Here is a 21,737-nt window from a genome sequence, read left to right on the forward strand (position 1 = left end):
ATAACCAACAACCGCAGATGCATCTGAGAAGATCCATGAAGAAAAACTGGTTACTCACAACCCTCCTTGCCACAATGATGATCGCCATGGGCACGACGACCACCGCCTTCGCCAGCCCGCCTACCGACATCACTCCCGAACATCCAGGCGGGGTTACCCGCCTCACAGCCCCGACGGAATCCCCTCGAATATTGAGGGGCCAAGTATGCCCAGCTGGACCTCTGCAATCAGGTTCGCAATGAAGAACCCCGGCACGAAAGTCCCGGGCACCAACGACTTCACCTGCAAACCGAGGAAAGGCACCCATCCCGTCGTGCTCATCCCGGGCACATCCGAGGACGCCTTCATCACGTGGTCGTACTACGGTCCCCGCCTCAAGGCAGCAGGATTCTGCGCCTACACGTTCAACTACAACCCGGAAACACATCCGCTTGTGGAAGCCGCTGAGACCAGCGGCAACATCTACTCCACGGCAGCTTTCATGGCCCACTTCGTTGACAGAGTGCTCAAGGCAACCGGTGCTCAGAAGGTCAACCTCGTCGGCCATTCTCAGGGCGGCGGCCCCCTGCCGCGCGCGTACATCAAATATTACGGGGCGCCAAGAAAGTCCTCATCTCGTCGGTTTGGTTCCTTCCAACAGGGGAACACGCATGCTCGGCCTGGAGAAGTTCCTCAATGCCAGCGGAAACCCGCTCAGCACTATCTTCAATGCTGCAGCACAGTTTCGAAAGCTGGAATCCCTGCCCCAACAGTTGCAAGACTCCACATTTCTCAGGGAACTCAACGCGGATGGAATGACCGTCCCCGGCATCACATACACCGTCATCGCCACCCGGTTCGACAACCGAGTATTTCCGTGGACTAATACCTTCATCAATGAGCCCGGGGTCAAGAACATCGTCATCCAAGACGTCTGTCCCTTGGACCACAGCGCCCACACGGATATCCCTAGGACCCGATGACCCTTCAGATTGTCATCAACGCCTTGGACCCCGAGCGGGCCGCCCCGGTCACCTGCACCATTCGCCCATTCAGGCCCAGTTAGGGCGCCAGCAAGATTCGATGGGCATGGCTCGACGCTACTCGGAAATGTGCCCATCAACGTCGCATTAACCACGTCCCCAACGTCGCGGTGAAGTACAGTCACTACGACCAACCATTCGGAGGCGCCCGATGAACTTGACCCCCACCACTCCCGTTGACGACGACAACACCGAACCGGGGCCGTTCATCGAATTATCGCGAGAATCGTGGGCCGTACTTTCGGACTCGACCGAGATCGATATCGACGAGGCCACCCTGGACCACATCCGTGGTCTCGGCGACCCCACCAGTCACCGCGACGTCGTCGAGGTGTACCGCCCGTTGACCCAACTCATCCACCTGTACTGCATGCACACGGGCGCCCTCTTCGACGCCTCCAATAACTTCCTGCAACTCACCCGCCACGGCATGAAGCGCACCCCCTTTGTCATCGGGATCGCCGGGTCGGTGGCCGTTGGCAAGTCGACCGTGGCTCGTCTGCTACGGGAGCTCCTGGGACGTTCCCCGCGCCGTCCGGTCGTGGACCTCGTGACGACCGACGGATTCCTCTACCCTAACCGGGTACTCGAGGAACGCGAGCTGCTTTCCCGCAAGGGGTTCCCTGAATCCTACGACCGCAAGGCCTTGCTGAGGTTCGTCGTCGATGTCAAGTCCGGGATGCCTGAAGTCACCGCACCGGTTTACTCTCACGTCACCTACGACATCGTGCCCAACCAGCAACTCGTCGTCCGGCAACCCGACATCCTCATTATTGAGGGGCTTAACGTTCTACAGCCACCACGACGGCGCAGCAGTGGGACAATGGGACTGGCCCTGAGCGACTTCTTCGACTTCTCGGTATACGTCGATGCTGAGGAGGCCGACATCATCCGGTGGTACATCAACCGGTTCCTCACCCTGCGGCAAACCGCGTTCACCGACCCCCACTCGTTCTTCGGTGAGTACGCACGAATGCCCGACAACGAAGCCATCACCATCGCTAAGGAGATTTGGGACACCATCAACGGCCCGAACCTGGTGCAGAACGTGCTGCCCACCCGCGGCCGGGCTACCGCGATCCTGCATAAGGGTCCCGACCACGAGGTCCGCAATGTGTGGATCAGGAAAGTTTGAGTCGGTGCTGTCTCCTCGGGCCTGACCTTCAGAGGCTCTACCGGTCACATGACATGCCAGGGGAACGGATCCGCGATTCGCGACGCCGACAAGGCCTGGTCGATCTGCCCCTCGCAGCCCGGCGGCGCTACTACAACGCGATCCGGCGCCTCGATCCCAATAACCACGCTGCCACCGAACTCGTTGGCGATGGGGCGCCCCGCTCCCTTCGCCAACGGCCATGACGACACCAGCCACGACGAACCAGCTACGACTAGGACGTCACCGTCGCGGGAGAAAGAAAGCTCACCAACAAGGGCCGACGCCAATCTTTCGGTGCCGAGACGATATGCCACGTCACGATCTTTAACCTCAGCCAGTGCGGCGTCGTTGAGCAGCTCAACGTCGCCGTCGAACCATGCCAAAGCGACAACCAGCCCGGGGACGGTCTGGCCAGTAACGTTCGAGACGAAAGGCCGCGCGTAGTCGAAGCTGCGTCCGGCGCGCTCCTGATTCCCCACTACTTTGACGACGACGTGCGCAGCGAGGGTGGCGTCGGTCAGGCGAGTGGCACCGTCGAAAAGAGACCGCACCATCCGCGTGACAAGCTCGTCGACGACCAGCTCCCAGTCGTCACGGTGATGGCCACCCAACTCCTCAGCGATCGGAACTAGCGGGATATCACCGATAGCAGTCGTAGCATGGTCACCTGAGACATCAGCGTCGATGCCCATGGCTGTCAAAGACTCCTCGACTACCGATCGCAGACGGTTCGCCGCCCCGACGTCCAGACCGGGCAGGTCGGCATCTGGGCGGCGACGAAAGACGCTCACAACGCCAGGCTCATTTTGACGGTCTCGGCCAACTCAGAGCAGATCTGATCAGCTTCCTCCTGGGTACCAGCCTCGACCATGACCCGCACGACCGGCTCAGTACCCGACGGACGCAACACCACTCGACCGGCGTCGCCGAGTTTCTGGTTAGCGTCAGCAACCGCTTTATTAACGTCTGGATCGATACCAGCTCGCAACTTGTCGACGCCACGCACATTGATGAGGGCCTGCGGCAGACGGGTCATCACCGAGGCGAGCTCCTTGAGGGTCTTGCCGGTACGAGCGACGCGCGCAGCCAGGTGCAAACCGGTAAGAACACCGTCACCAGTGGTTGCGAACTCACTCATAATGACGTGCCCGGACTGCTCACCACCCAGCGAGAACCCGTTGGCGTTCATCGACTCGAGGACGTAGCGGTCACCCACCTTGGTCTGATCGACGTGAATATCGTGCGCGCGCATTGCGATGATGAGGCCAAGGTTGCTCATGATCGTCGCGACAACGGTGTTGGAGGCCAGACGGTGATCCTCCTGCAAAGCCAACGCGAGAATCGCGATGATGTGATCCCCATCGACGATATTGCCTTCGTGGTCGACAGCCAGGCACCGATCAGCGTCACCGTCAAAGGCCAATCCCATGTCAGCCCCAACCTCAACAACCTTGGCCTGCAGCTTCTCCGGGTGGGTGGAACCGCACCGTTCATTGATGTTGAGGCCATCGGGCTGGTCATGGATCGCGATGACCTCGGCACCCTGAGTGGTGAAGGCAGCCGTCGCTGTATGGAAGGAGGCACCGTTTGCGGTGTCGAGGACAATCTTCATCCCCTTGAGGGTGTCTTGCTGGCGCAGCGAGCGCACCAGGTGGTCGACGTAGGTGTCGACAGCCTGCGGGGTGTAGCGGATACGTCCTACCTTGTCGCCAATAGGGCGAGCCCACGGCTCACCCATACGCTGCTCAATGGCGTCTTCAAGATCGTCGGGAAGTTTCACGCCACCGCGGGAGAAGAACTTGATGCCGTTATCAGGCATGGGGTTGTGAGATGCCGAGAGCATCACGCCCAAATCAGTACGGTACTCATTGACGAGGTAGGCCGCCGCAGGAGTCGGGATCACGCCGACGCGCAACACGTCAACACCGGCGCTGGCCAACCCAGCGCAGACAGCGGCCTCGAGGAACTCGCCGGAGGCGCGAGGATCACGTGCTACCAGCGCGGTAGGTTGGCGGTGTCCGAAAGCACCCGCCTCGCCCAGAACGTGCGCGGCCGCGACCGAAAGGTCAAGGGCCAACTCGGCGGTGAGGTCTTGATTAGCCACACCGCGCACTCCGTCAGTTCCAAAAAGTCGTGCCATGAAGTTTCACTTTACCCACCGCTCACACCAAGTGAGCGGAACACCCGCTGAGCGTGGGCATTTCGAGTGACTCGGTGGTAAAGGCCATGTCACCCTGTGCAACAGCCCCACCGATCCATCCAGGAAATCACGACAGATAGTCCCACGCCCGTGAGACCCCGGAAAACGCCTCGGGGTGGTTCTCCCCTGAGGGAGAGCCACCCCGAGTTCCAGACAAAGACCGGATCAACGCTTCGAATACTGCGGAGCCTTACGGGCCTTCTTGAGTCCAGCCTTCTTGCGCTCTTTGACGCGGGCGTCGCGGGTCAGCATGCCGGCCTTCTTGAGGGCCGGACGCGAGGCCTCGGCGTCAACGTTATTGAGCGCACGGGCGATACCCAGACGCAGCGCACCGGCCTGTCCGGTGACTCCGCCACCACCGATGCGGGCGATGACGTCGTAGGCACCCTCAACACCAGCGGTAGTGAAGGGCTCGGTCACAATCTGCTGATGGACCTTATTCGGGAAGTAGTCCTCCAGAGTGCGGCCGTTGATCTTCCATTGGCCAGAGCCGGGAATGATGCGGACGCGAGCGATGGCCTCCTTGCGGCGGCCGGTGGCAGCACCGGGAGCGATCATGGCGGGGCGCTTAGAATCACCGGCAGCCACGGTCGGGTTGGAGTCGGTGCGGTAGGCGATCTCACGGTCGCCTTCGGTGAACGGGGTGACCTCGGTGTTCTCGAGGTTCTCGGTTGGGGTGTCAGTCACTGTCACAATCCTTCGTGGGCGATCACTGGGCGATCTGGGTGATCTCGTAAGGCTGCGGGTTCTGCGCAGCGTGCGGATGCTCAGGGCCGCCGTACACCTTCAGCTTCTTGAGCTGCTGACGCGACAGCTTGTTTTTGGGCATCATGCCCCACACCGCGCGCTCCACGGCACGGCGCGGGTTCTTCGCAAGCATCTTGCCGATGCTGGTGACGCGCAGGCCGCCCGGGCGTCCGGAGTGGTCGTAACGCAGCGAGTCGGTGGCCTTCTTGCCGGTCAGCGCAATCTTGGAGGCGTTGATGACGACGACAAAGTCACCGGTGTCGATGTGGGGGGCGTACTGCGGCTTGTGCTTGCCGCGCAGGAGGTTGGCAGCAGTGGTAGCCAGACGGCCCAAGACGATGTCCTCGGCGTCAATGACGTACCACTTACGCTGCACCTCGCCGGCCTTGGGGCTGTAGGTGGTCACAGGTACCTTCTCGAACTCGGTCCCATACGTAGGATCACGCACAGGGATCTTGCAACGTGGTGGTGCTCTCGGGCGATTCCTTCACTCGACGGCGTGACACGCCGGAGACCGGAACCGCATCACGACATCGCTGTGTCGGACAGGCGGAGCAACCGCGGCGGTCAACTCCCGTTTGCTCGAAGGCAACACGGGTATTTTACACATGTGCCGCGGGAAGAGCGAATCGCCGGGCGGAGGTCGATTCCCGCCCGGCGTCTTCCCGGTCAGCACCCGGTAAGGGGCATCCTCACCGGCCGAGTCGATCCAGAGGAGGCAGACGAGGACGAGTCCCACCCAGGCCGGATGGCAGAGTCGGCACTCGCTGACGCAGATGGGCCGGACGATCCTCCGGAGCTACTCGGGGCGCTGCCGCGAGCCGCCTCCACCACGACACTTCGCGTCACCGTGTTGCCGAAAAGGTCGCTCACCTCTACCACGATCCGGTGGTTACCCGCCGACCTCGGTGATCCTGAGAGGGTGGCTGCCAACGAGGTCAGTCCGTTCACCGACATGTCGTTGGTCCAGCGCAGCCCGGCAGGCAACGCACCGCGAAGTCGCCAGGACACCGGCTGGTCACCGGACACTGAGATCCTCACCGGAATGATCGGGTGCGAGACCGTCACGCGTTGGCGTGCCGGTTCGACCACAGTGAATCGGGGAGCGGTGGCAGGACGCACCAGGTCGTTGTTCTTGACCGCGAAATGCTGGGTAGTCGTGTTGCCGGCATAGTCGGTCACTTTCATGACGAGAGTCCCCTGGGACGAGGGGAAGGAATGGAAAGCGGTGGGGCAGTCGGTCGTCGGGGCAGTGCCCCATCCCCCACGCACCGATCCGCCGCGACGAATCGTCGTGAGTTTTCTGGATGTACCGTCCGTCCCCTTCCACATAATCTGGAGGCCGTACCAATCGGGTGAGGTGAGGTTCCTCATGTGGAATCCTGACCGTTTCCTCTCCACGACGATATCGTCGAGGGTCACCGGCGCGGCCCAAGAGTCATGGGTGTGACCGCGATAGCTCAATCCCAATCCGTGACCGGCCGTCACCGTGAGGTCATAGGGGTGCCCCTCGCGTATCGGAACCGGCACCCTGGCACCGCCAGCAGCGCAGGGCACGTCGAGTCCGTAGGGCTGGTTGTCGATGTCGTCTTTCGCGATGTCGACGAGGTGGACGTCGACGCGACAGGTCGACACTCTCACACCCTTGGCGTCCCAGGTGACGTCGAGTACCCCCGGCCTGACAGCATCAGTAAGCAGCTTCGACGCCGTTGCAGCCTCGGCCACCTTGATGTGGCGAGGCTGAGCGGAGTAGTCGTAGCTCACCGTCGAGGGGGCTGACATTTGGCCGTCATGACCCACAGCACGCACCCTGAAAGTGACTTTCCCGGTCTTCTTCGGCACCGCCTTAAGATAGGCAAGATCGGTGTAGCCAGAAGCTAGATGGACGATCTTGCCGTCCGGGCCCATCGACTCGACGACGTACCCTGCTACGTCGTCGAAGGGCGCGGCGTGCCAGGATAAAATGGCTTGGCCGTCGTCGTACACCGTGTCGAGTTGCACCTCACTCGGTGCCGCAGGCACCCCCGAACCGTCACGCACTGAGATGGCACCGACATTCATCTGGTAGTCGGGGGCGGGTGCGAACTGCAATCCGAGGGTGGTCAGCGTTCGGCCTGCGAACCGGCCTAAGCGCAGGGTGGAGGTGTGCCAGCCGCCTTTGACACCGCTACCGGGCACATCAACCGTGACGACGCGCCCCGGGTCGTCAGCGAAGACGAGGGCGGCTTTCATGGTGCCATGGTCCTTCGAGCTCTTGCGGAAGGTGATGGGCATGCTCGTGTCTGCCGTCATGGCCAAGCGGGTCTTGAACAGCCGCAACGTCGTCGTCTTGCTCATCATCCCGTGGACGACGAGCGATGACCCGCCACACCACGCTCCGACTTGATGGTACAGCAGGCTGACCGGAGCGCCATGAACGTCCTTGCGTCGGTCCGACGGGCCATAGTCGAAGTCAACCGACGGACGTGTCCCCTCGGTGTCGATCCACCACTGCCAGCTCGGCAGGATCGACTGGGCGTCCATGTCGGTCCATGATGCAGCAGCCGAGACGTCGCCCGCCGAGTACCACCTCATGCCGTGCCCGGTATTGAAGTCGGTGTGGAACTGTCTCCCGCCGATGACCGAACGAGCCGGAATGAAGTCGGCGGCCCCTACCCAGGACGATGAGTCCGCTACGCCAACCTCCGGACGGGAATGGCCAGGATGGGCTCCGGTGTCCTTCGGATTCGACGTCACTCCTGAGAAGTACATCCGCTCACGCTCAGCCACCATCCACTGGTAGGGATCCTGTTGGAAAAGTGGTACGTCCTTGTCCGCACCCTTGGGTTTGACCGCATCAGCCAGACCTCGCTGGTACATGTCGCTGGGGGTGAAGAGTGCAACCGAGGCCTTGGGGCTGTGATTTCGCCTCGACTCGTAGAGACTCGGAAGTTCGGTAGCCGACCGATGCTTGCCGTTGAACCCCGCCTGATTCGCCTCGACACCGAAGAACAAGGACTGGTATGGATCGTATCCTTCAGCCTTGGCCGCCTCGACCGAGCGATCTTGAGTCCCGGGCCAGTTGTAGTTAAGGAACACTGAGTTCATGATCCTGCCGTGGTCAAGCAGACTGGCCTTGGACGAAGACCACGTACCTGGAGTGTTCGTGTACCACTGGGTGTAGAGGCCTTTCGACGTGAGATAGCTCATGAACGGCCGGAAGCGCGAGTCCTGAAGGTTCCCCTCCTCCTCGTTGAGGAAGTACCCGTCGTAACCGAAGTACTTAGCCATCTCGACTAGTTTCTCGGCGATGATGTACCCCCGGGATGTCGGATCCTTGTCGAAGGCTTCCTTAAAAGTCAGCCCGGGGCGGAAGGCCGGGTCGAAGTAGATCGTCGCGATGGACTTGACGCCGTTGCGATGGGCGGCGTTGGTGTACGCGGGATTCGGAATGTCGACGACGCCGAACTCGAAATTGCGCGTCCGCCAGTCACTGGTGGCAGGGTCATAGAGGGACTGTGGAGTCCGTGCGGTCGCTGAGCCGTGCCAGGGGCTCCAGTAGTCGGCATACTGCCAGAAGTTGAGGACGTTGTGGGCGAACCCGTCATTGGCACGGAAATTGCCGAAGAAGGAGTTTCCGTAATCGCCCTGCATGAGCATGACCTGGGCCTTGGCATCCAGCTCCGGATGGGCCTGGGTAGACGGATCGTGAGGGATACGAGGTTGCAGGGGCACCTCGGCACGCAGGTACCGGGCGTAAGGGTCGGTCTGGGGACTCCACGTCCGGATGTCCTGAAGTCGATGCCCAGCGTTGCGGGGTTGGGCCGATGCCAGGGCATGGGCTCCCACGGGTGCTACGGAGTCATCGGCGACGGCAGGGGGCGTCAAGGCCGCGAGCCCCACCAGGGCAGCGACCCCAGCGATAAGCGCTCGTTTCACGGTGTTCCTTTCTACGGTGAAAGCACCACTCATGATAAATCGATTTAGCTCTGCACGGAGGGCGCTCGGGTAATCAACCCGGCACGTACCCCTGTCACGACATGGAGTTATATGTTAGATTAGGCTCGCCTAAGGCGAAGGGATGTGACAATGACTGCTCCACGACACGGTGAGGCCTCCGATGACTCCGACGCCCGGGAGGACACGGATCACATCGCATCAGCCCTGTCGCAGCGCTGTTTTTCCCTAGCCCGTCGCATCCTCGGCGGTGCCGGCATGGCCACAATGGTGGCCCACACCATGATCTCTGCCGGTGAAAGCCCAGAGAAGTGGACCTGCGATCTCCAAGCCCACGGCGTTACGGCGTCGGGGCGTTTCGTCGTCGCCCAGCGCTCCCATCCCGCCCAGGCCCTCTGCCAAGTCCCGGCCGGACTGCCCACTGATGTCCGGCTGGAGATCTCCAAAGATGCCCCAGAACCGGCCATCCGCCTCCTGGCAGCCACCCTCCATGTGCTCGGAACAATTACATGGCTAGCCCCCGCCCAAGTCGACCACCTGTTGGCCACGGACGTGCTACCGAGAGAGGTATCGATCATCGCTGGATTCGACGACGCCCTCATCGGGGTCGTCGCCCCGTATCGCGCGATCCTTCATGACGCCATGGGCAGTACCGAGATCGACGTCCCCGCTCTCATTGACAACATCCCCGACGACAAAGTCTTCCCGTCTGCCGAGGATGAGCTTTCCGCCTTAGACATCGTTGCCTCACTCGGCAATGCCCACCTCTCGCAGCTGTGCGACGGGGTACACAAGAAAACTGTATTCGGCTGCAGTTGCTGGTCTCGCGCAACTCATCACGCGTGCCCGCACACCGTGGGCCGGGTATTCTGCGCTGACATCGATCGCACCGGATTGACCCTCATGTACGTCAACCCTGACCAGACGGGTGCGGTGTTCATACCTTTGGAACAGGACGCGACGTCCCTCACCGAGCTGGAGGCCGCCGTGGCCCAGCTCCCCCTGAACTCGGATCCGGTACGCCCTACGCGTGTCTGACAGCCGGATCCGGGAACAGCGTGGGCCTCCTCTCCCCCGAGGGGGCCCACGCCTGAATCACGGCGGTCAGTTGTACCGGAGGCGACGTAATGCGGGAGCATGAGATACCCGCATGTGGCTCAGCGAGCCTGGTAAGCAGTGCAGCTCGCGGCGTCGCTGATGGCAACCTGCTGGGCAGTGCACATGAGCTTGTCATTGTGGACACACTCAATACGCTGACATGCACCGACGCGGCCATCAGCTGAGGACAGACCGGCGCGAGCATCGAGATGGGTAACGGTTGCGCACGTGGGCTGCCCAGAAGCTCCACCGACGGTCACCGCGAAGGCGGTGCAGCCGGAATCATTGAAGGCGCAATCGGTAACGGAACAAGAAACAACGGGAGTTGCGGTAGACATGTCGAGACCTTTCATAAATGACCACCGCGTGTCTGACGTCGTCAACAATAAGCACTGAAAATATCGCCCACAAGCAAGGCTAGGCTGATCTCAGATCGCCTAGCGACAAGGAATGACGCTTGGAATCAGCGAAGCCTGACCTCTGTTTTCCCGGCCTCTTTCTGGTCTCATTTTTCACAACACTACCAATGTCAAAATATTCATGTTCACCAACTCTTGACGTGGATCGCCGCTCCATCACTTCAGCCGGCGTACACTTCAATCACCGCGTCGCTCAGAGTCATCGACTATCATTCGACCCCGTGCGACCCGACCCCGCTCCCCTCGATCCGACCGACGCTTCCCCTGCCCAGGCTCGCCGCCATCAGCCGGGGCTAGGGGTCGAGGTGTCAGCCGGGGCACACCGCTCGGGCGACCGGGTCCGGCGCGGTGTCGTCTCCTTCGTGCGGCGATCCCCCCGGATGAACGTCTCTCAGCAACGAGCCATGAATACCTTGGCCAGCACGTACCTCATCGACGTCCCCCGCGACGCCACCAGCACCTCGGTCGCACCTGGATCCCGTCTAGACCTCCCCGCGATCTTCGGTCGCACCGCCCCGCTTACCGTAGAGATCGGAGTTGGGTCTGGCGACGTGCTGGCAGCGCTAGCGGCCGCCCATCCCGAGCGAGACTTCATCGGTTTCGAGGTCTACCTGCCCTCCATCGCGACGACCCTCAACAAGCTCGAGAACGCTGGCGCAGGTAACGCCCGGGTCATCATGGCCGATGCCACAGCAGGGCTGGAACACCTCTTCGGACCCGCCGACCTCGACGAATTGTGGACCTTCTTCGCTGATCCATGGCACAAAAAGCGTCACCACAAACGTCGCATCGTCAACCCCGACACAGCCCGTCTGGTGACGTCCCGGCTGCGTCCGGGCGGTCTGTGGCGTCTGGCCACCGACTGGGACGACTACGCCCACTGGATGCTCGAAGTACTCTCAGCCGAGCCGCTGCTCAAGCCGGTCGACGCTGGGCCGGACGGTTTTAGCCCGCGCTGGCCCGAACGGCCGGTGACCCGTTACGAGAACAAGGGGCTGACGGCCGGACGCACCATTCACGACCTCACCTGGCGTCGCGTGGACGGGTCATGACCCGCTGGCGCCTGGACATCGCCTATGACGGGGCGAACTTCTCGGGGTGGGCCACCCAGCCCGATCGCCGCACCGTGCAGGGTGAGCTGGAAACGTGGATTCCCCGCGTACTCCGTCTCGACCAGCCCACTCCCCTGACAGTCGCGGGGCGTACTGACGCCGGCGTTCATGCCCGCGGCCAGGTGGCCCACGTCGACCTACCCGACAACGTCGACACCTCGGCGATGCTGCGTCGGCTGTCGCGGGTCCTCACCCCCGACATCGTCGTGACGTCGGTACGCCCCGTCCCCAGCACGTTCGACGCCCGGTTCTCGGCGCTGTGGCGTCGTTACGTTTACCGCCTGTGGGACGAGTCCTCCCGTCCTGACCCGGTGACCCGGTTCCACGTGGCACCCGTGCGAGGACACCTCGACCTCGACTGCCTCAACACCGCCGGCACTTCTCTTCTCGGGCTGCGCGACTTCGCGGCCTTCTGCAAACACCGCGAGGGCGCCACAACAATCCGTACCCTCCTCGACTGCCACGCCGAACGGCTCGACGACCCGTGCGGCACCGTCGAAGTGACCGTCCGCGCTGACGCCTTTTGTCACTCCATGGTGAGATCCCTCGTCGGAGCTCTCACCGCAGTCGCCTCGGGGCGGCGCAGCCAAGATTGGCTCGACAACGTCGCCGCCAGTACCTCGCGGGCATCATCAGTGCTCGTCATGCCGGCCTGCGGGCTCACCCTCGAAGAGGTCGGCTACCCGTCCGACGAGGATCTCGCTCGACGCGCTGCCCAAGCCCGTTCCCGTCGAAGCCACAACGACATCTGCGACACCTGTTGGGAGGACCGATGAGCCAATCCAGCCACGACGACCATTCCCCCACCCACTACTTCACCACCCCAGAGGGACCCACCCGCACCCGCACTATCACCGTCAACGTCTGGGATGATTCCATGACTATGACAACGGCCGGCGGAGTGTTCTCCGGGACTCGACTCGACCCGGGTACCGCTGTCCTTATGCGGTCAGTGACTCCTCCACCATCCAACGGCACGTTTCTCGATCTCGGCTGCGGGTACGGCCCGATCGCCTGTGCGCTGGCCCGGGCCTGCTCCGGCTCCCACATCGTCGCCGTCGATGTCAACGACCTGGCCATCGACTTGACGACCCGCAATGCCAAGGCCCTCCGGGTCGGCGATCGCGTCCACGCCTGCCGTCCTGAGGAGGTCGACCCTGACCTTCGTTTCGACGAGATCTGGTCAAACCCGCCGATCCGGGTAGGCAAGGCGGCCTTACACGAAATATTGACAACGTGGCTGGCGCGCCTGAGCGACGAAGGAGTCGCACACCTCGTCGTCGGGAAAAACCTCGGCGCAGACTCTCTCACCAGCTGGCTGTGCGAGCAAGGATTCGACGCAGCCCGAGTCGCTTCCGCGAAAGGATTCCGGGTCATCGACGTCCATGCCTAACCTGGTCGTAAACTGAAATGGTGCCACTAGGAAGCGAAGCCGACAACGACTGGAACCGGCGCTGAACCATGTCAAGATTGGTGACGAGGACAGCCAACCCGGTCGTTGGGATTCCGGTAGCAGCCACCCCAAGCAGTACGAGGACCGTCCATCCGTGGTCGTGGTGGGCCTGGGCGGCAGGCTGCGGTATCGCCATCAGCCTCACCAATAATCCGCTCCTCGTCGTCCTCATCACGGCAGCCGTCACCCTCGTCGTCGCTGTGCGCCGCACTGACGAACCGTGGGCCAGGTCCGCAAGGGTGTATGCCGGCATGGCCTTCACGGTCATCATTATTCGCGTATTCTTTCAAATTCTTATGGGTGGCGACGGGAAGGGAACCGTGCTCTTCCGTCTTCCCGAAGCGTCCCTGCCCAACTGGGCTGCCGGAATTTGCCTCGGCGGGCCGGTCACTGCTGAAGGGCTGGCCGCCACCGGTTACGACGCCCTCCGACTAGCCGGAATGCTGGCCTGCCTCGGTGCCGCCAACTCGTTGGCCAACCCCAGACGCGTCCTCAAATCCGTGCCAGCGGCACTGCACGACATTTCGGTGGCCGTCGTCATCGCGCTATCGGTCTTTCCTCAACTCATCGCCTCGGCGCAGCGGGTCCGACGAGCCCGACGGCTACGCGGGGACACACGAAAAGGGATCCGCGCCCTGGGGGCCGTGCTCGTCCCGGTATTGGAAGACTCGGTGGAGATGTCGATGTCCCTGGCCCGCGGGATGGAGTCCCGCGGATACGGGCGCACCCGTGACGGCCGTCGCGTCCGCCCGGGAACCCGCGTTCTGCTCGTCGTGTCCGTGATGGCACTGACCCTAGGGTGCTACGGCGTCCTGGCCAACCCGACCGGATCCTTCAGCACCGACCCGTCAACGTGCGCACCCGGCAGCCTGTGCTCATGGCTCCTCATGGACCGAATGGGTCAGCACATCGGCGCCGTGCTCATCGTCGCCGGGATCATCGGGTCGGTCGTCGGATTACGGATCTCGGGACGTCGCCTCGGGGTAAGTCGATACCGCCCCGATCCGTGGACCTGGCAGGCTACGGCGTCCTGCTTGTGCGGAGCAGTTGCGATAGTCGCCATGATCTGGCTATCCCGCGCCAACCCCAAGGCCATCACCGTCTCTACATCGCCGGTAGTTTGGCCGCCACTGGAACCAGCAATGCTCCTCCTCGTCGTGGCAGCCGCCTTACCTGGGGTTTTCACCCCCGCACCCCAAAGATCCACCCAGGCTGACCCCGAGCAGGCCGCGTCGTGGACATCCCGACAAGACGAGGTACCCCAGTCATGAGCGATGTCATCACCCTGTCGAACGTGTCGATAACCCACCCCGGGGCCTCGACTCCGACCCTGAGGAATATCAATCTCACCGTCGCCGAGGGGGACCTGACCCTGGTCGTCGGGCGCACCGGCACCGGTAAGTCAACCCTGCTGGGGACCCTCAACGGGATCGTCCCACACTTCAGCGGCGGGCGCCTCGATGGCACCGTAACGGTTGCCGGGCGCGACACCCGCACACACCGCCCCCGCGAACTGGCCGACGTCGTAGGTGTCGTCGGACAGAACCCGGTTGCCGGGTTTGTTACCGATACCGTGGAGGACGAGATCGCCTACGGCATGGAGCAGCTGGGCATTTCGCCGTCCGTGATGCGCAAGAGGGTCGAGGAAATCCTGGACCTCATGGGGATTGCCGATCTGCGCCGCAGGGCCTTGCTGAGCCTCTCTGGCGGTCAGCAACAGCGGGTGGCCATCGCCGCCGTTCTGGCTGCCCAGCCTCGCATCCTTGTCCTCGACGAACCGACCAGCGCCCTCGATCCCACGGCAGCCCAGGACGTTCTTGCCTCTATTACCACGCTGGTCCATGACGTCGGCCTAACCGTGATCCTCGCCGAGCATCGTCTAGAACGCGTCATGCACGCCGCCGACGCCCTCTGGTGGCTACCCGGTGATGGCTCGGTCGTCCAAGGAAGGCCCGAGGAGGTGTTGGCCCGCGCCGACGTCGTCCCGCCGCTGGCTGCCCTGAGCCGCGCCATGGGATGGCCGACTGTCCCACTGTCAGTACGCGAAGCTCGCCGTCGAGTCGGTCCACGTCCGGGCCTCCCACGTGCTCCGCAACCCTTCGAAGCGATGACCTGGCCCGGGGGCGGCAACGAGGTATTGCGTTTGGAGACGCTTGGGGTCAATTACGGCCAGGTGCGCGCCGTCGATGCCCTGACGACCACCGTAGAGCGCGGCACCATCACCTGCCTCATGGGTCGAAATGGATCAGGCAAGTCGTCTCTGATGTGGGCGATCCAAGGGGCAACAAAGTCCTCAGGGAGGGTACTGGTCAACCACGAGGGTTCTTGGGCTGACCCCCGCAAAGCCGACGCCGCGACCGCTCGACGAATGGTGAGCTTAGTCCCGCAGTCAGCCTCCGACCTGCTCTACTTACCGACCGTCGCTGAGGAGTGTGCCCAGGCCGACAAGGAGTCCGGGGTGCCTGCCGGCACCACGCGCGCCATCTTGTCCCGTCTCAGGGTGGAATTGCCGGAAGATCGCAATCCCCGGGACATGTCGGAAGGCCAGCGACTGGCCCTCGTCCTAGCGATCCAGCTGTCCAGTCGCCCCGATGTCGTCCTCCTTGACGAGCCCACCCGCGGCCTCGACTACGCCATGAAAACCGAGCTAACCAGAATCGTCAAGGGTATTGCCGCCGGCGCTACTGGCGATCCAGCGGCGGTATTGCTGGCCACCCACGACGTGGAATTCGCCGCAACAACAACGGATCGCACCATCGTCATGGCCACCGGCCACATTGTTGCCGACGGATCCACACGCTCAGTGTGCACCTCCTCGCCCGGATTCAGTCCACAAATCGCCAAGGTCTTTCACCCGGCCGATGTGATGACGATCGCCGACGTCGAGAGGCTCGTGAACACCCCGGCAGGAGACCGCCGATGAGCAGGAGGCAGCACGTCGCCGTCCGCACCTCAGCGACTTCTCGAATCCTGCTCATCATCACCGCCGTTATGGGGTTGCTGGCCTTCTGCTGGCCGCTCTTCCTCAATCCGGGAGGCGCTGCCGACTATGAGACGCGCACCCCGTTTCTTTTCGCCGCGATCCTGCCCGTGGTGTTGGCGGTGGTGGTCTCGCAACTCAGTTCGGACGGGATCGACGTCAAGGCCCTCGCCATGATTGGTGTCCTCACCGCATGTGGGGCAGCGCTACGCACCATCAGCCCGTCAATGGCAGGGATCTCCTTCGTCTTCATCCTCATGATTGCCGGGGCAAGGGTGTTCGGTGCGGCGTTCGGTTTCGTCCTTGGCACCACGACAATGTTCGCATCCGCCCTGCTCACCGCAGGTTTCGGGCCGTGGCTGCCCTACCAAATGATCGCCTCGGGGTTCGTCGGGCTGGGAGCGGGGCTGCTTCCCCGGGCGCGGGGAAGAGCCGAAATCGCCTGGCTATGTGGTTGGGGATTCGTGTCAGCCTTCGTCTACGGGTGGCTGATGGACTTCGCCTTCTGGCCCTTTAACCTCGGCACCAGCACCCAGCTATCTTTCGACCCGCACGCATCTCCACTGACGAACCTGTGGCATTTCGTCTTATTCAACATGGCGACATCCATGGGATGGAATCTGGGACGCGCACTCACTAACGTGGTGTGCCTAGCATTGCTAGGAGGCCCGATTCTCCGGGTATTACGGCGGGCCTCCCGACGCGCCCAGTTCGTGCCAGATGCAGTCAGCCTCGGCACGGAGGAAAACTAACCTACATTTCCGCAAGCGCCTCCGGCCCCTCAGGCAGGATCTGTCCGCCATCCACCACGATCGACTGACCGGTCACATAGCGCGCCCCATCCGAGGCGAGATACGCCACTGCCTCACCGATGTCCTTCGCCTCGCCCAGCATCCCCAGCGGCACGGCCTTCGCCATCTCGGCGAGGTAATCATCGCCAAGCGCCTTCAGACCTGGGGTCATAATATTGCCCGGCATCACGGCGTTGATGGTGATCCTGTCGCCTGCCAGCTCCATCGCGGCCGAGCGAATGAATCCCATCTGTGCCGCCTTGGTGGCGCCGTAGTGGGACCACCCTGGGTAGCCGGTGATGTTGCCAGTGATCGACGACGTGACCACGATGCGCCCGCGACCAGATTCACGCAGGGCTGGCGTTGCCGCTTGGACGACGTGCATCATGCCTTTAACATTCACGTCGAAGATGAAGTCAATTTGGTCATCGTCAAGATGAGCGAGACGGACCTGGGGATACACACCAGCGTTAGCAATGAGCACGGACAGGCCACCACACTCGGTAGCAACATCATTCACCACGCGGATGCAGGCTTTCTTGTCCCGCACGTCGAGTTGGTAAACGTCGAGTCCGTCTTCGCGCGCCTGAGCACACCTTTCCTCGGTCACACCGGTCACGGCAACACGGGCACCGTGGAGTGCGAGTACCTCCGCGATTCCGCGACCTATTCCAGCGGTTCCACCGGTCACCAGCGCGGTGCGACCAGCAAGCAATCCAGTCATTGTCACTCCTCCAACACCGTTGATCGCAGGAGACACAATTCATGGTAACAAACTGGCGCGGAAACACCGCGAATCGGTGTCCCCGACCGGATTCAGGCCACCGGGGTGATCTTCGTCAGCACCTCGTCCCAGGTGCGGTCGAGACGCCGCCCGCCTACGACGATCCCGAAGTGCAGTACCAGGAAAGACCATCCCAGCCCGCCAACGAAGGTCAGCAGGATGCTCCACCACGCATGTCCCGAAATTGCCACCAGCACCACGAGGGCAATCATTGGAATGGCAACGAGAATCCCTGCCCCCATACCGAGAAGGGCACCGAGACAACCGGCTCCAACCGACGATCCTGAGTTAAACCCGTTGCCCTTGCGGCTCTCGACAACTCGCATCGGATTGACGACACTCGTCCACGAGCCGATCCCGGTCGAGAGCAGGAGAACCCCCAAAGCCTCTGCACTCACAACCGGCAGCAACTTCCACTGACCACACCACCAGGAGGCGATGACGGCCAGCGCCAAGCTGACCGGCATGGTGACGAGGAGATACGCAATCGCGCGACCGCGTCGATCCTCCACCCCCGTAACCGACGACTCAATGTGGTGCCACAGAGCCGTTCCGTCATAGCTGATGAGCGACCCGGCATACATCGGCGTCGCAACGAACATCGCGGCGAAGGGGATCGCGGTAAAGATGAGAGCCGTCTGCGGACCGTGCACCTCGCCCCACCCATGGACGAGCATCGGGGCACTAGCCAGCAACGGGACGAGGAAAGTGTTGAGGAGCAGAGACGTCATTCGGGGGTCCCGCTTCAGGTACCTCAGGGTGCGTCCAGCAATCGCCCCGGTCGGGGTGTCCGGCATCATCCGGTCGATCCCATTCGCCGGCTTTACCTTCTCAACGCTCCCGCCGTCCCCGGTCGGTGCGACGAGGCGACGTGCGACGATGGCCTGCCACGCCCACACCATGACAGCGACCGTGGCGATGCTGATGACGAGCTTAACGGCGAAGGCTAACCAGCGGCCATGGGCAACCTCCCACGGCATTGACCATGCCCAGCCCAACGGGGTCCACCCGATGATTCGCCCAACGTTGACCGGAACCGTGCGGGTGACTGTGGCGGTCCTCGTCACGACCTGCATCCCGAGGCCTAGACCGCAGCACAACAGCATGACGAGGATCATCATAGTTTCACAGAACCGTCGCTTAGCCATCACAGCCGACATCGCTACCAGCAGGAGATTCGACGCGATCATGGCAGCTGACCATCCCAGCAGGACACCGAGCACAGCCGCCACCATCGCGACAGCTCTGGCACTCGACCACGCGAGGACGTGCGAGACCGATGCCACAAGGGTGACGACCCCTCCCCAGCTCAATAGCCCGACGACAACGAAAGCGGGCATGAGTTCCCTCGCCCGCCTCGAAAAGACCGCATATCGCGACGGATCTGTGTAGGTAGGCTGAGCACCAAAAAGCACCGGCACAGTGATCCAGAAAACGATCAGCGACGCCCCCGCTACGGCGGTGCTGGCACCGCGAGGGTCGATAGCGAGTTGCCCGGCTGCCCACACATAGGCGAAATAGTTCCCACCGAGGAACAGGGACACGAGGACCAGGAAGATGAGTCCGAAGATCTCGGCCGGCTTGGCACCTTTGCGAAGGGGGACCAGGGTGGTGACCCACTGGTGCTTCAAGACCTGCGCAACCACGTAAGACCCTCCCCCATGTTGGCGTTGCCGCCGACGAGCTCGACGAACCTATTCTGCAAAGACTTGCCCTGGCAGACGTCGTCGAGGGCACCAATAGCGTGGAGACGCCCCCCGGCGATAACGGCCACCGAGTCGCACAAGGACTCGACGAGCTCCATGACGTGGCTGGATATGACGACCGTCCCGCCACCGTCAACGAAACGGCGCAGGATTGACCGAATGGTCTGACCCGAGAGTGGATCGACGGATTCGAGGGGCTCGTCGAGAACGAGAACGGCAGGATCGGCGATAATGGCGCAGGCCAAATCAATCTTCTTGGTCATACCCGCGGAGTAGTCACACACCAGGAGGTCGGCGGCGCTTGTCAGGCTGAGGGCGTCAAGGAGTCCCTCTGCGCGTTCGTTGATGGTGGCCTCGTCAAGTCGGTGTAGCATCCCGCAGAAGCGGAGTAGCTCGCGGCCAGAGAGACGGTCGAAGGTCTTCATCCCGTCGGGCAGGACACCCATCTGGGCCTTCGCCGCAGCCGGATCAGCCCAGACGTCATGGCCGAGCACCTCGACCCGACCGGCATCGGGACGCAGCAGCCCGGTAACCATCGAGAAGGTCGTCGTCTTGCCAGCGCCGTTGGGACCGACGAAGCCGAACATTGATCCGCGCGGAACCCACATGGTGAGGTTATCGACGGCGATCTTGGGCCCAAACCGTTTAGTCAGTCCCTCGATCATGACCGCGGGTTGGCCCGGTGGCCGGGTGTCCGCAGGGGCGGGAACAGCTGCCTGTGGGATAGTCCGGGATCCGGTGGGGTCATCACTCATATTACTCACCACATCATCTCAAAGGGCCAGTCTTACAGGCCACCCTCAGAAAAAGTCAGAATCATTCATAACAGTCTCTCTGTATCCGATCCAACTTGTTTGATCCTTGGCGACCGGAACATATAACAACACATGGGGCCACACGCCCCACGACGCATAACCTTACAGTTAACCGCCATCGAGACTCAACCAGCTTAATCTTAGTTATACCCATACCAGTACGATGGATATCGTCGCTATGAGCGATCGGGGAAGCCGGCCCGGGCGAGGTGTCCAAAAACCATCACCAACACCACGACACCGGGTGCGACAAGGCGAGACACTCATGTGGACACTAAATCCCCCTCAAAACTCACACAGCTCAGCATGCAGAGCGCTACTCATGAGCACGAAGGGCGAATGACAATTTGCCGTGATGAATTATTACAGATGACGCCATCGTCGATCACCCGCCTATCACGAATCAAAGTTATTTCCGTGCGTGATCCAAAAGTTAGCGTCACGCTGTCCAGAAGATCTTTCCTGCCTCGTGCTGCGGTCATCACATGGTGTTCTCCGTATCAACGGCATGTAAAACATCGGTCTCATCACACACGGCAACCCATCCGGGGCGGTGCCCTGAACCCCGGCAGAACCAGGCAAGCCCCGCATGTCTCCGTAGCATCAAACCGTCGCCTTCGCCTCCAATCGGCGACGTCCGAGCACACCCATCGAGGCCCCCGCGCCCCATAAGGTTACGGCCGAATAGGACCAGTTCTTCCACAGCGCGTGAAAAATCTCGCAAACACGGGAATGATGGAGACAGGTTCGGTGTTGTACCACGTAAGCGGCTCTGCCAAGAGCCACGTCATGACGGACGTCGTGACGTATCTCGTTCCACAGGAGGAAGAATGGCTGTTTACACCCTTCCCGATCTCGACTACGACTACGGCGCACTGGAGCCCCACATCTCGGGCAAGATCATGGAACTGCACCATGACAAGCACCACAACACCTACGTTCAGGGAGCCAACACCGCCCTAGAGAAGCTGGCCGAGGCCCGCGAGAAGGGCGACTTCGGAACCATCAACAAACTCGAGAAGGACCTGGCCTTTAACCTCGGCGGCCATATCAACCACTCCGTGTTCTGGAAGAACATGTCCCCCCATGGGGGCGGTCGTCCGGAGGGCAACGAACTCGCCGCTGCGATTGACGAGTTCTTCGGTTCCTTTGACAGCTTCAAAAAGCAGTTTGAGGAAACCGCTAAGGGCGTTCAGGGCTCCGGCTGGGGCATGCTCGTGTGGGACGTGATGGGTCAGCGACTCAACACCATGCAGCTGTTTGACCACCAGGGCAATCTGCCGTCAACCCAGATCCCGGTCGTCCAGCTCGACATGTGGGAACACGCCTATTACCTGCAGTACCAGAACGTCAAGGCCGACTACGTCACCGCCTGGTGGAACGTCGTCAACTGGACCGACGCCGAGCAGCGGTTCGTCAAGGCCCGTTCGATCACCGGTTTGTTCTGATCCGTAGGCCCTGAAGATCCCGTACATTTTTCATCGTCGCTGGCTGCGTCCCCACACGGACGCGGCCAGC

18 protein-coding genes and 1 pseudogene are annotated in these 21,737 nt (G+C 62.1%); 10 read left to right on the plus strand and 9 right to left on the minus strand.

Annotated features, from left to right (window positions below; translation table 11 throughout):
• Window positions 1-35 precede the first annotated feature (35 nt).
• Both LRP59_RS09300 and coaA read left to right on the plus strand, forming a co-directional pair.
• A pseudogene (locus LRP59_RS09300) lies at window positions 36-1,045 on the plus strand (esterase/lipase family protein).
• A 128-nt stretch (window positions 1,046-1,173) separates the two neighbouring features.
• The gene (coaA, locus tag LRP59_RS09305) at window positions 1,174-2,157 is read left to right on the plus strand and encodes a type I pantothenate kinase (RefSeq protein ID WP_002522082.1); all 984 of its coding nucleotides are present in this window, start codon (window positions 1,174-1,176) and stop codon (window positions 2,155-2,157) included.
• Window positions 2,158-2,201: 44 nt separating this feature from the next.
• On the opposite strand, the gene LRP59_RS09310 is transcribed toward coaA, so the two are convergent.
• From LRP59_RS09310 to LRP59_RS12155, 5 genes are all read right to left on the minus strand, one after another.
• Entirely contained in the window at window positions 2,202-2,870 is a 669-nt protein-coding gene (locus tag LRP59_RS09310) for a hypothetical protein (RefSeq protein ID WP_080542573.1), read from the minus strand.
• Window positions 2,871-2,965: 95 nt separating this feature from the next.
• Window positions 2,966-4,318, minus strand: coding sequence for a phosphoglucosamine mutase (glmM, locus tag LRP59_RS09315; protein ID WP_002514806.1), 1,353 nt, complete (start codon window positions 4,316-4,318; stop codon window positions 2,966-2,968).
• Window positions 4,319-4,543: 225 nt separating this feature from the next.
• A complete protein-coding gene (gene rpsI, locus LRP59_RS09320; protein WP_002514807.1) occupies window positions 4,544-5,065 on the minus strand; it encodes a 30S ribosomal protein S9 in 522 nt (173 codons plus the stop codon).
• Window positions 5,066-5,087: 22 nt separating this feature from the next.
• On the minus strand, window positions 5,088-5,531 hold the full coding sequence (rplM, locus tag LRP59_RS09325) for a 50S ribosomal protein L13 (RefSeq protein WP_002514808.1): 444 nt from the start codon (window positions 5,529-5,531) through the stop codon (window positions 5,088-5,090).
• Window positions 5,532-5,794: 263 nt separating this feature from the next.
• Window positions 5,795-9,076, minus strand: coding sequence for an endo-beta-N-acetylglucosaminidase (locus LRP59_RS12155; RefSeq protein WP_041444540.1), 3,282 nt, complete (start codon window positions 9,074-9,076; stop codon window positions 5,795-5,797).
• A 117-nt stretch (window positions 9,077-9,193) separates the two neighbouring features.
• Between LRP59_RS12155 and LRP59_RS09340 the strand changes: the two genes are divergently transcribed.
• Complete coding sequence (locus LRP59_RS09340) at window positions 9,194-10,099, plus strand: hypothetical protein (protein WP_002514811.1); 906 nt, start codon at window positions 9,194-9,196, stop codon at window positions 10,097-10,099.
• Between the two features lie 119 nt (window positions 10,100-10,218).
• Here the strand turns inward: LRP59_RS09340 and LRP59_RS09345 are convergent, their stop codons facing one another.
• A complete protein-coding gene (locus tag LRP59_RS09345) occupies window positions 10,219-10,512 on the minus strand; it encodes a DUF1540 domain-containing protein (protein WP_002514812.1) in 294 nt (97 codons plus the stop codon).
• A 173-nt stretch (window positions 10,513-10,685) separates the two neighbouring features.
• Between LRP59_RS09345 and trmB the strand changes: the two genes are divergently transcribed.
• The 6 genes from trmB to LRP59_RS09375 all read left to right on the plus strand — a co-directional run bounded on the left by trmB (window position 10,686) and on the right by LRP59_RS09375 (window position 16,875).
• Window positions 10,686-11,630, plus strand: coding sequence for a tRNA (guanosine(46)-N7)-methyltransferase TrmB (gene trmB / locus LRP59_RS09350; protein WP_014598637.1), 945 nt, complete (start codon window positions 10,686-10,688; stop codon window positions 11,628-11,630).
• A complete protein-coding gene (truA, locus tag LRP59_RS09355; protein WP_002514814.1) occupies window positions 11,627-12,466 on the plus strand; it encodes a tRNA pseudouridine(38-40) synthase TruA in 840 nt (279 codons plus the stop codon). The genes trmB and truA overlap by 4 nt, the downstream gene beginning before the upstream one ends.
• Window positions 12,463-13,083 carry a class I SAM-dependent methyltransferase gene (locus tag LRP59_RS09360; protein WP_002514815.1) on the plus strand — a complete coding sequence of 207 codons (621 nt, stop codon included), beginning with the start codon at window positions 12,463-12,465 and terminating at the stop codon, window positions 13,081-13,083. The genes truA and LRP59_RS09360 overlap by 4 nt, the downstream gene beginning before the upstream one ends.
• A gap of 68 nt (window positions 13,084-13,151) precedes the next feature.
• Window positions 13,152-14,414 carry an energy-coupling factor transporter transmembrane component T gene (locus LRP59_RS09365; protein WP_002514817.1) on the plus strand — a complete coding sequence of 421 codons (1,263 nt, stop codon included), beginning with the start codon at window positions 13,152-13,154 and terminating at the stop codon, window positions 14,412-14,414.
• Complete coding sequence (locus LRP59_RS09370) at window positions 14,411-16,066, plus strand: ABC transporter ATP-binding protein (protein ID WP_002514818.1); 1,656 nt, start codon at window positions 14,411-14,413, stop codon at window positions 16,064-16,066. Before LRP59_RS09365 ends, LRP59_RS09370 begins: the two co-directional genes overlap by 4 nt.
• Complete coding sequence (locus tag LRP59_RS09375) at window positions 16,063-16,875, plus strand: ECF transporter S component (RefSeq protein ID WP_014604194.1); 813 nt, start codon at window positions 16,063-16,065, stop codon at window positions 16,873-16,875. Before LRP59_RS09370 ends, LRP59_RS09375 begins: the two co-directional genes overlap by 4 nt.
• Before the next feature lies 1 nt (window position 16,876).
• Here LRP59_RS09375 and fabG read toward each other — a convergent pair whose 3' ends face one another.
• The 3 genes from fabG to LRP59_RS09390 form a co-directional block, all read right to left on the minus strand.
• Window positions 16,877-17,638 (minus strand): 3-oxoacyl-ACP reductase FabG, encoded by a 762-nt coding sequence (gene fabG, locus LRP59_RS09380; RefSeq protein ID WP_002514820.1) that lies wholly within the window; start codon window positions 17,636-17,638, stop codon window positions 16,877-16,879.
• Between the two features lie 92 nt (window positions 17,639-17,730).
• On the minus strand, window positions 17,731-19,344 hold the full coding sequence (locus LRP59_RS09385) for a hypothetical protein (RefSeq protein ID WP_002514821.1): 1,614 nt from the start codon (window positions 19,342-19,344) through the stop codon (window positions 17,731-17,733).
• Window positions 19,326-20,069 carry an ABC transporter ATP-binding protein gene (locus LRP59_RS09390; RefSeq protein ID WP_032504820.1) on the minus strand — a complete coding sequence of 248 codons (744 nt, stop codon included), beginning with the start codon at window positions 20,067-20,069 and terminating at the stop codon, window positions 19,326-19,328. The genes LRP59_RS09385 and LRP59_RS09390 overlap by 19 nt, the downstream gene beginning before the upstream one ends.
• A 980-nt stretch (window positions 20,070-21,049) precedes the next feature.
• Between LRP59_RS09390 and LRP59_RS09395 the strand changes: the two genes are divergently transcribed.
• Complete coding sequence (locus tag LRP59_RS09395; protein WP_002514823.1) at window positions 21,050-21,667, plus strand: superoxide dismutase; 618 nt, start codon at window positions 21,050-21,052, stop codon at window positions 21,665-21,667.
• Window positions 21,668-21,737: the final 70 nt, after the last annotated feature.

Source organism: Cutibacterium sp. 37298, from assembly GCF_023838685.1.
GTDB lineage: Bacteria > Actinomycetota > Actinomycetes > Propionibacteriales > Propionibacteriaceae > Cutibacterium > Cutibacterium acnes.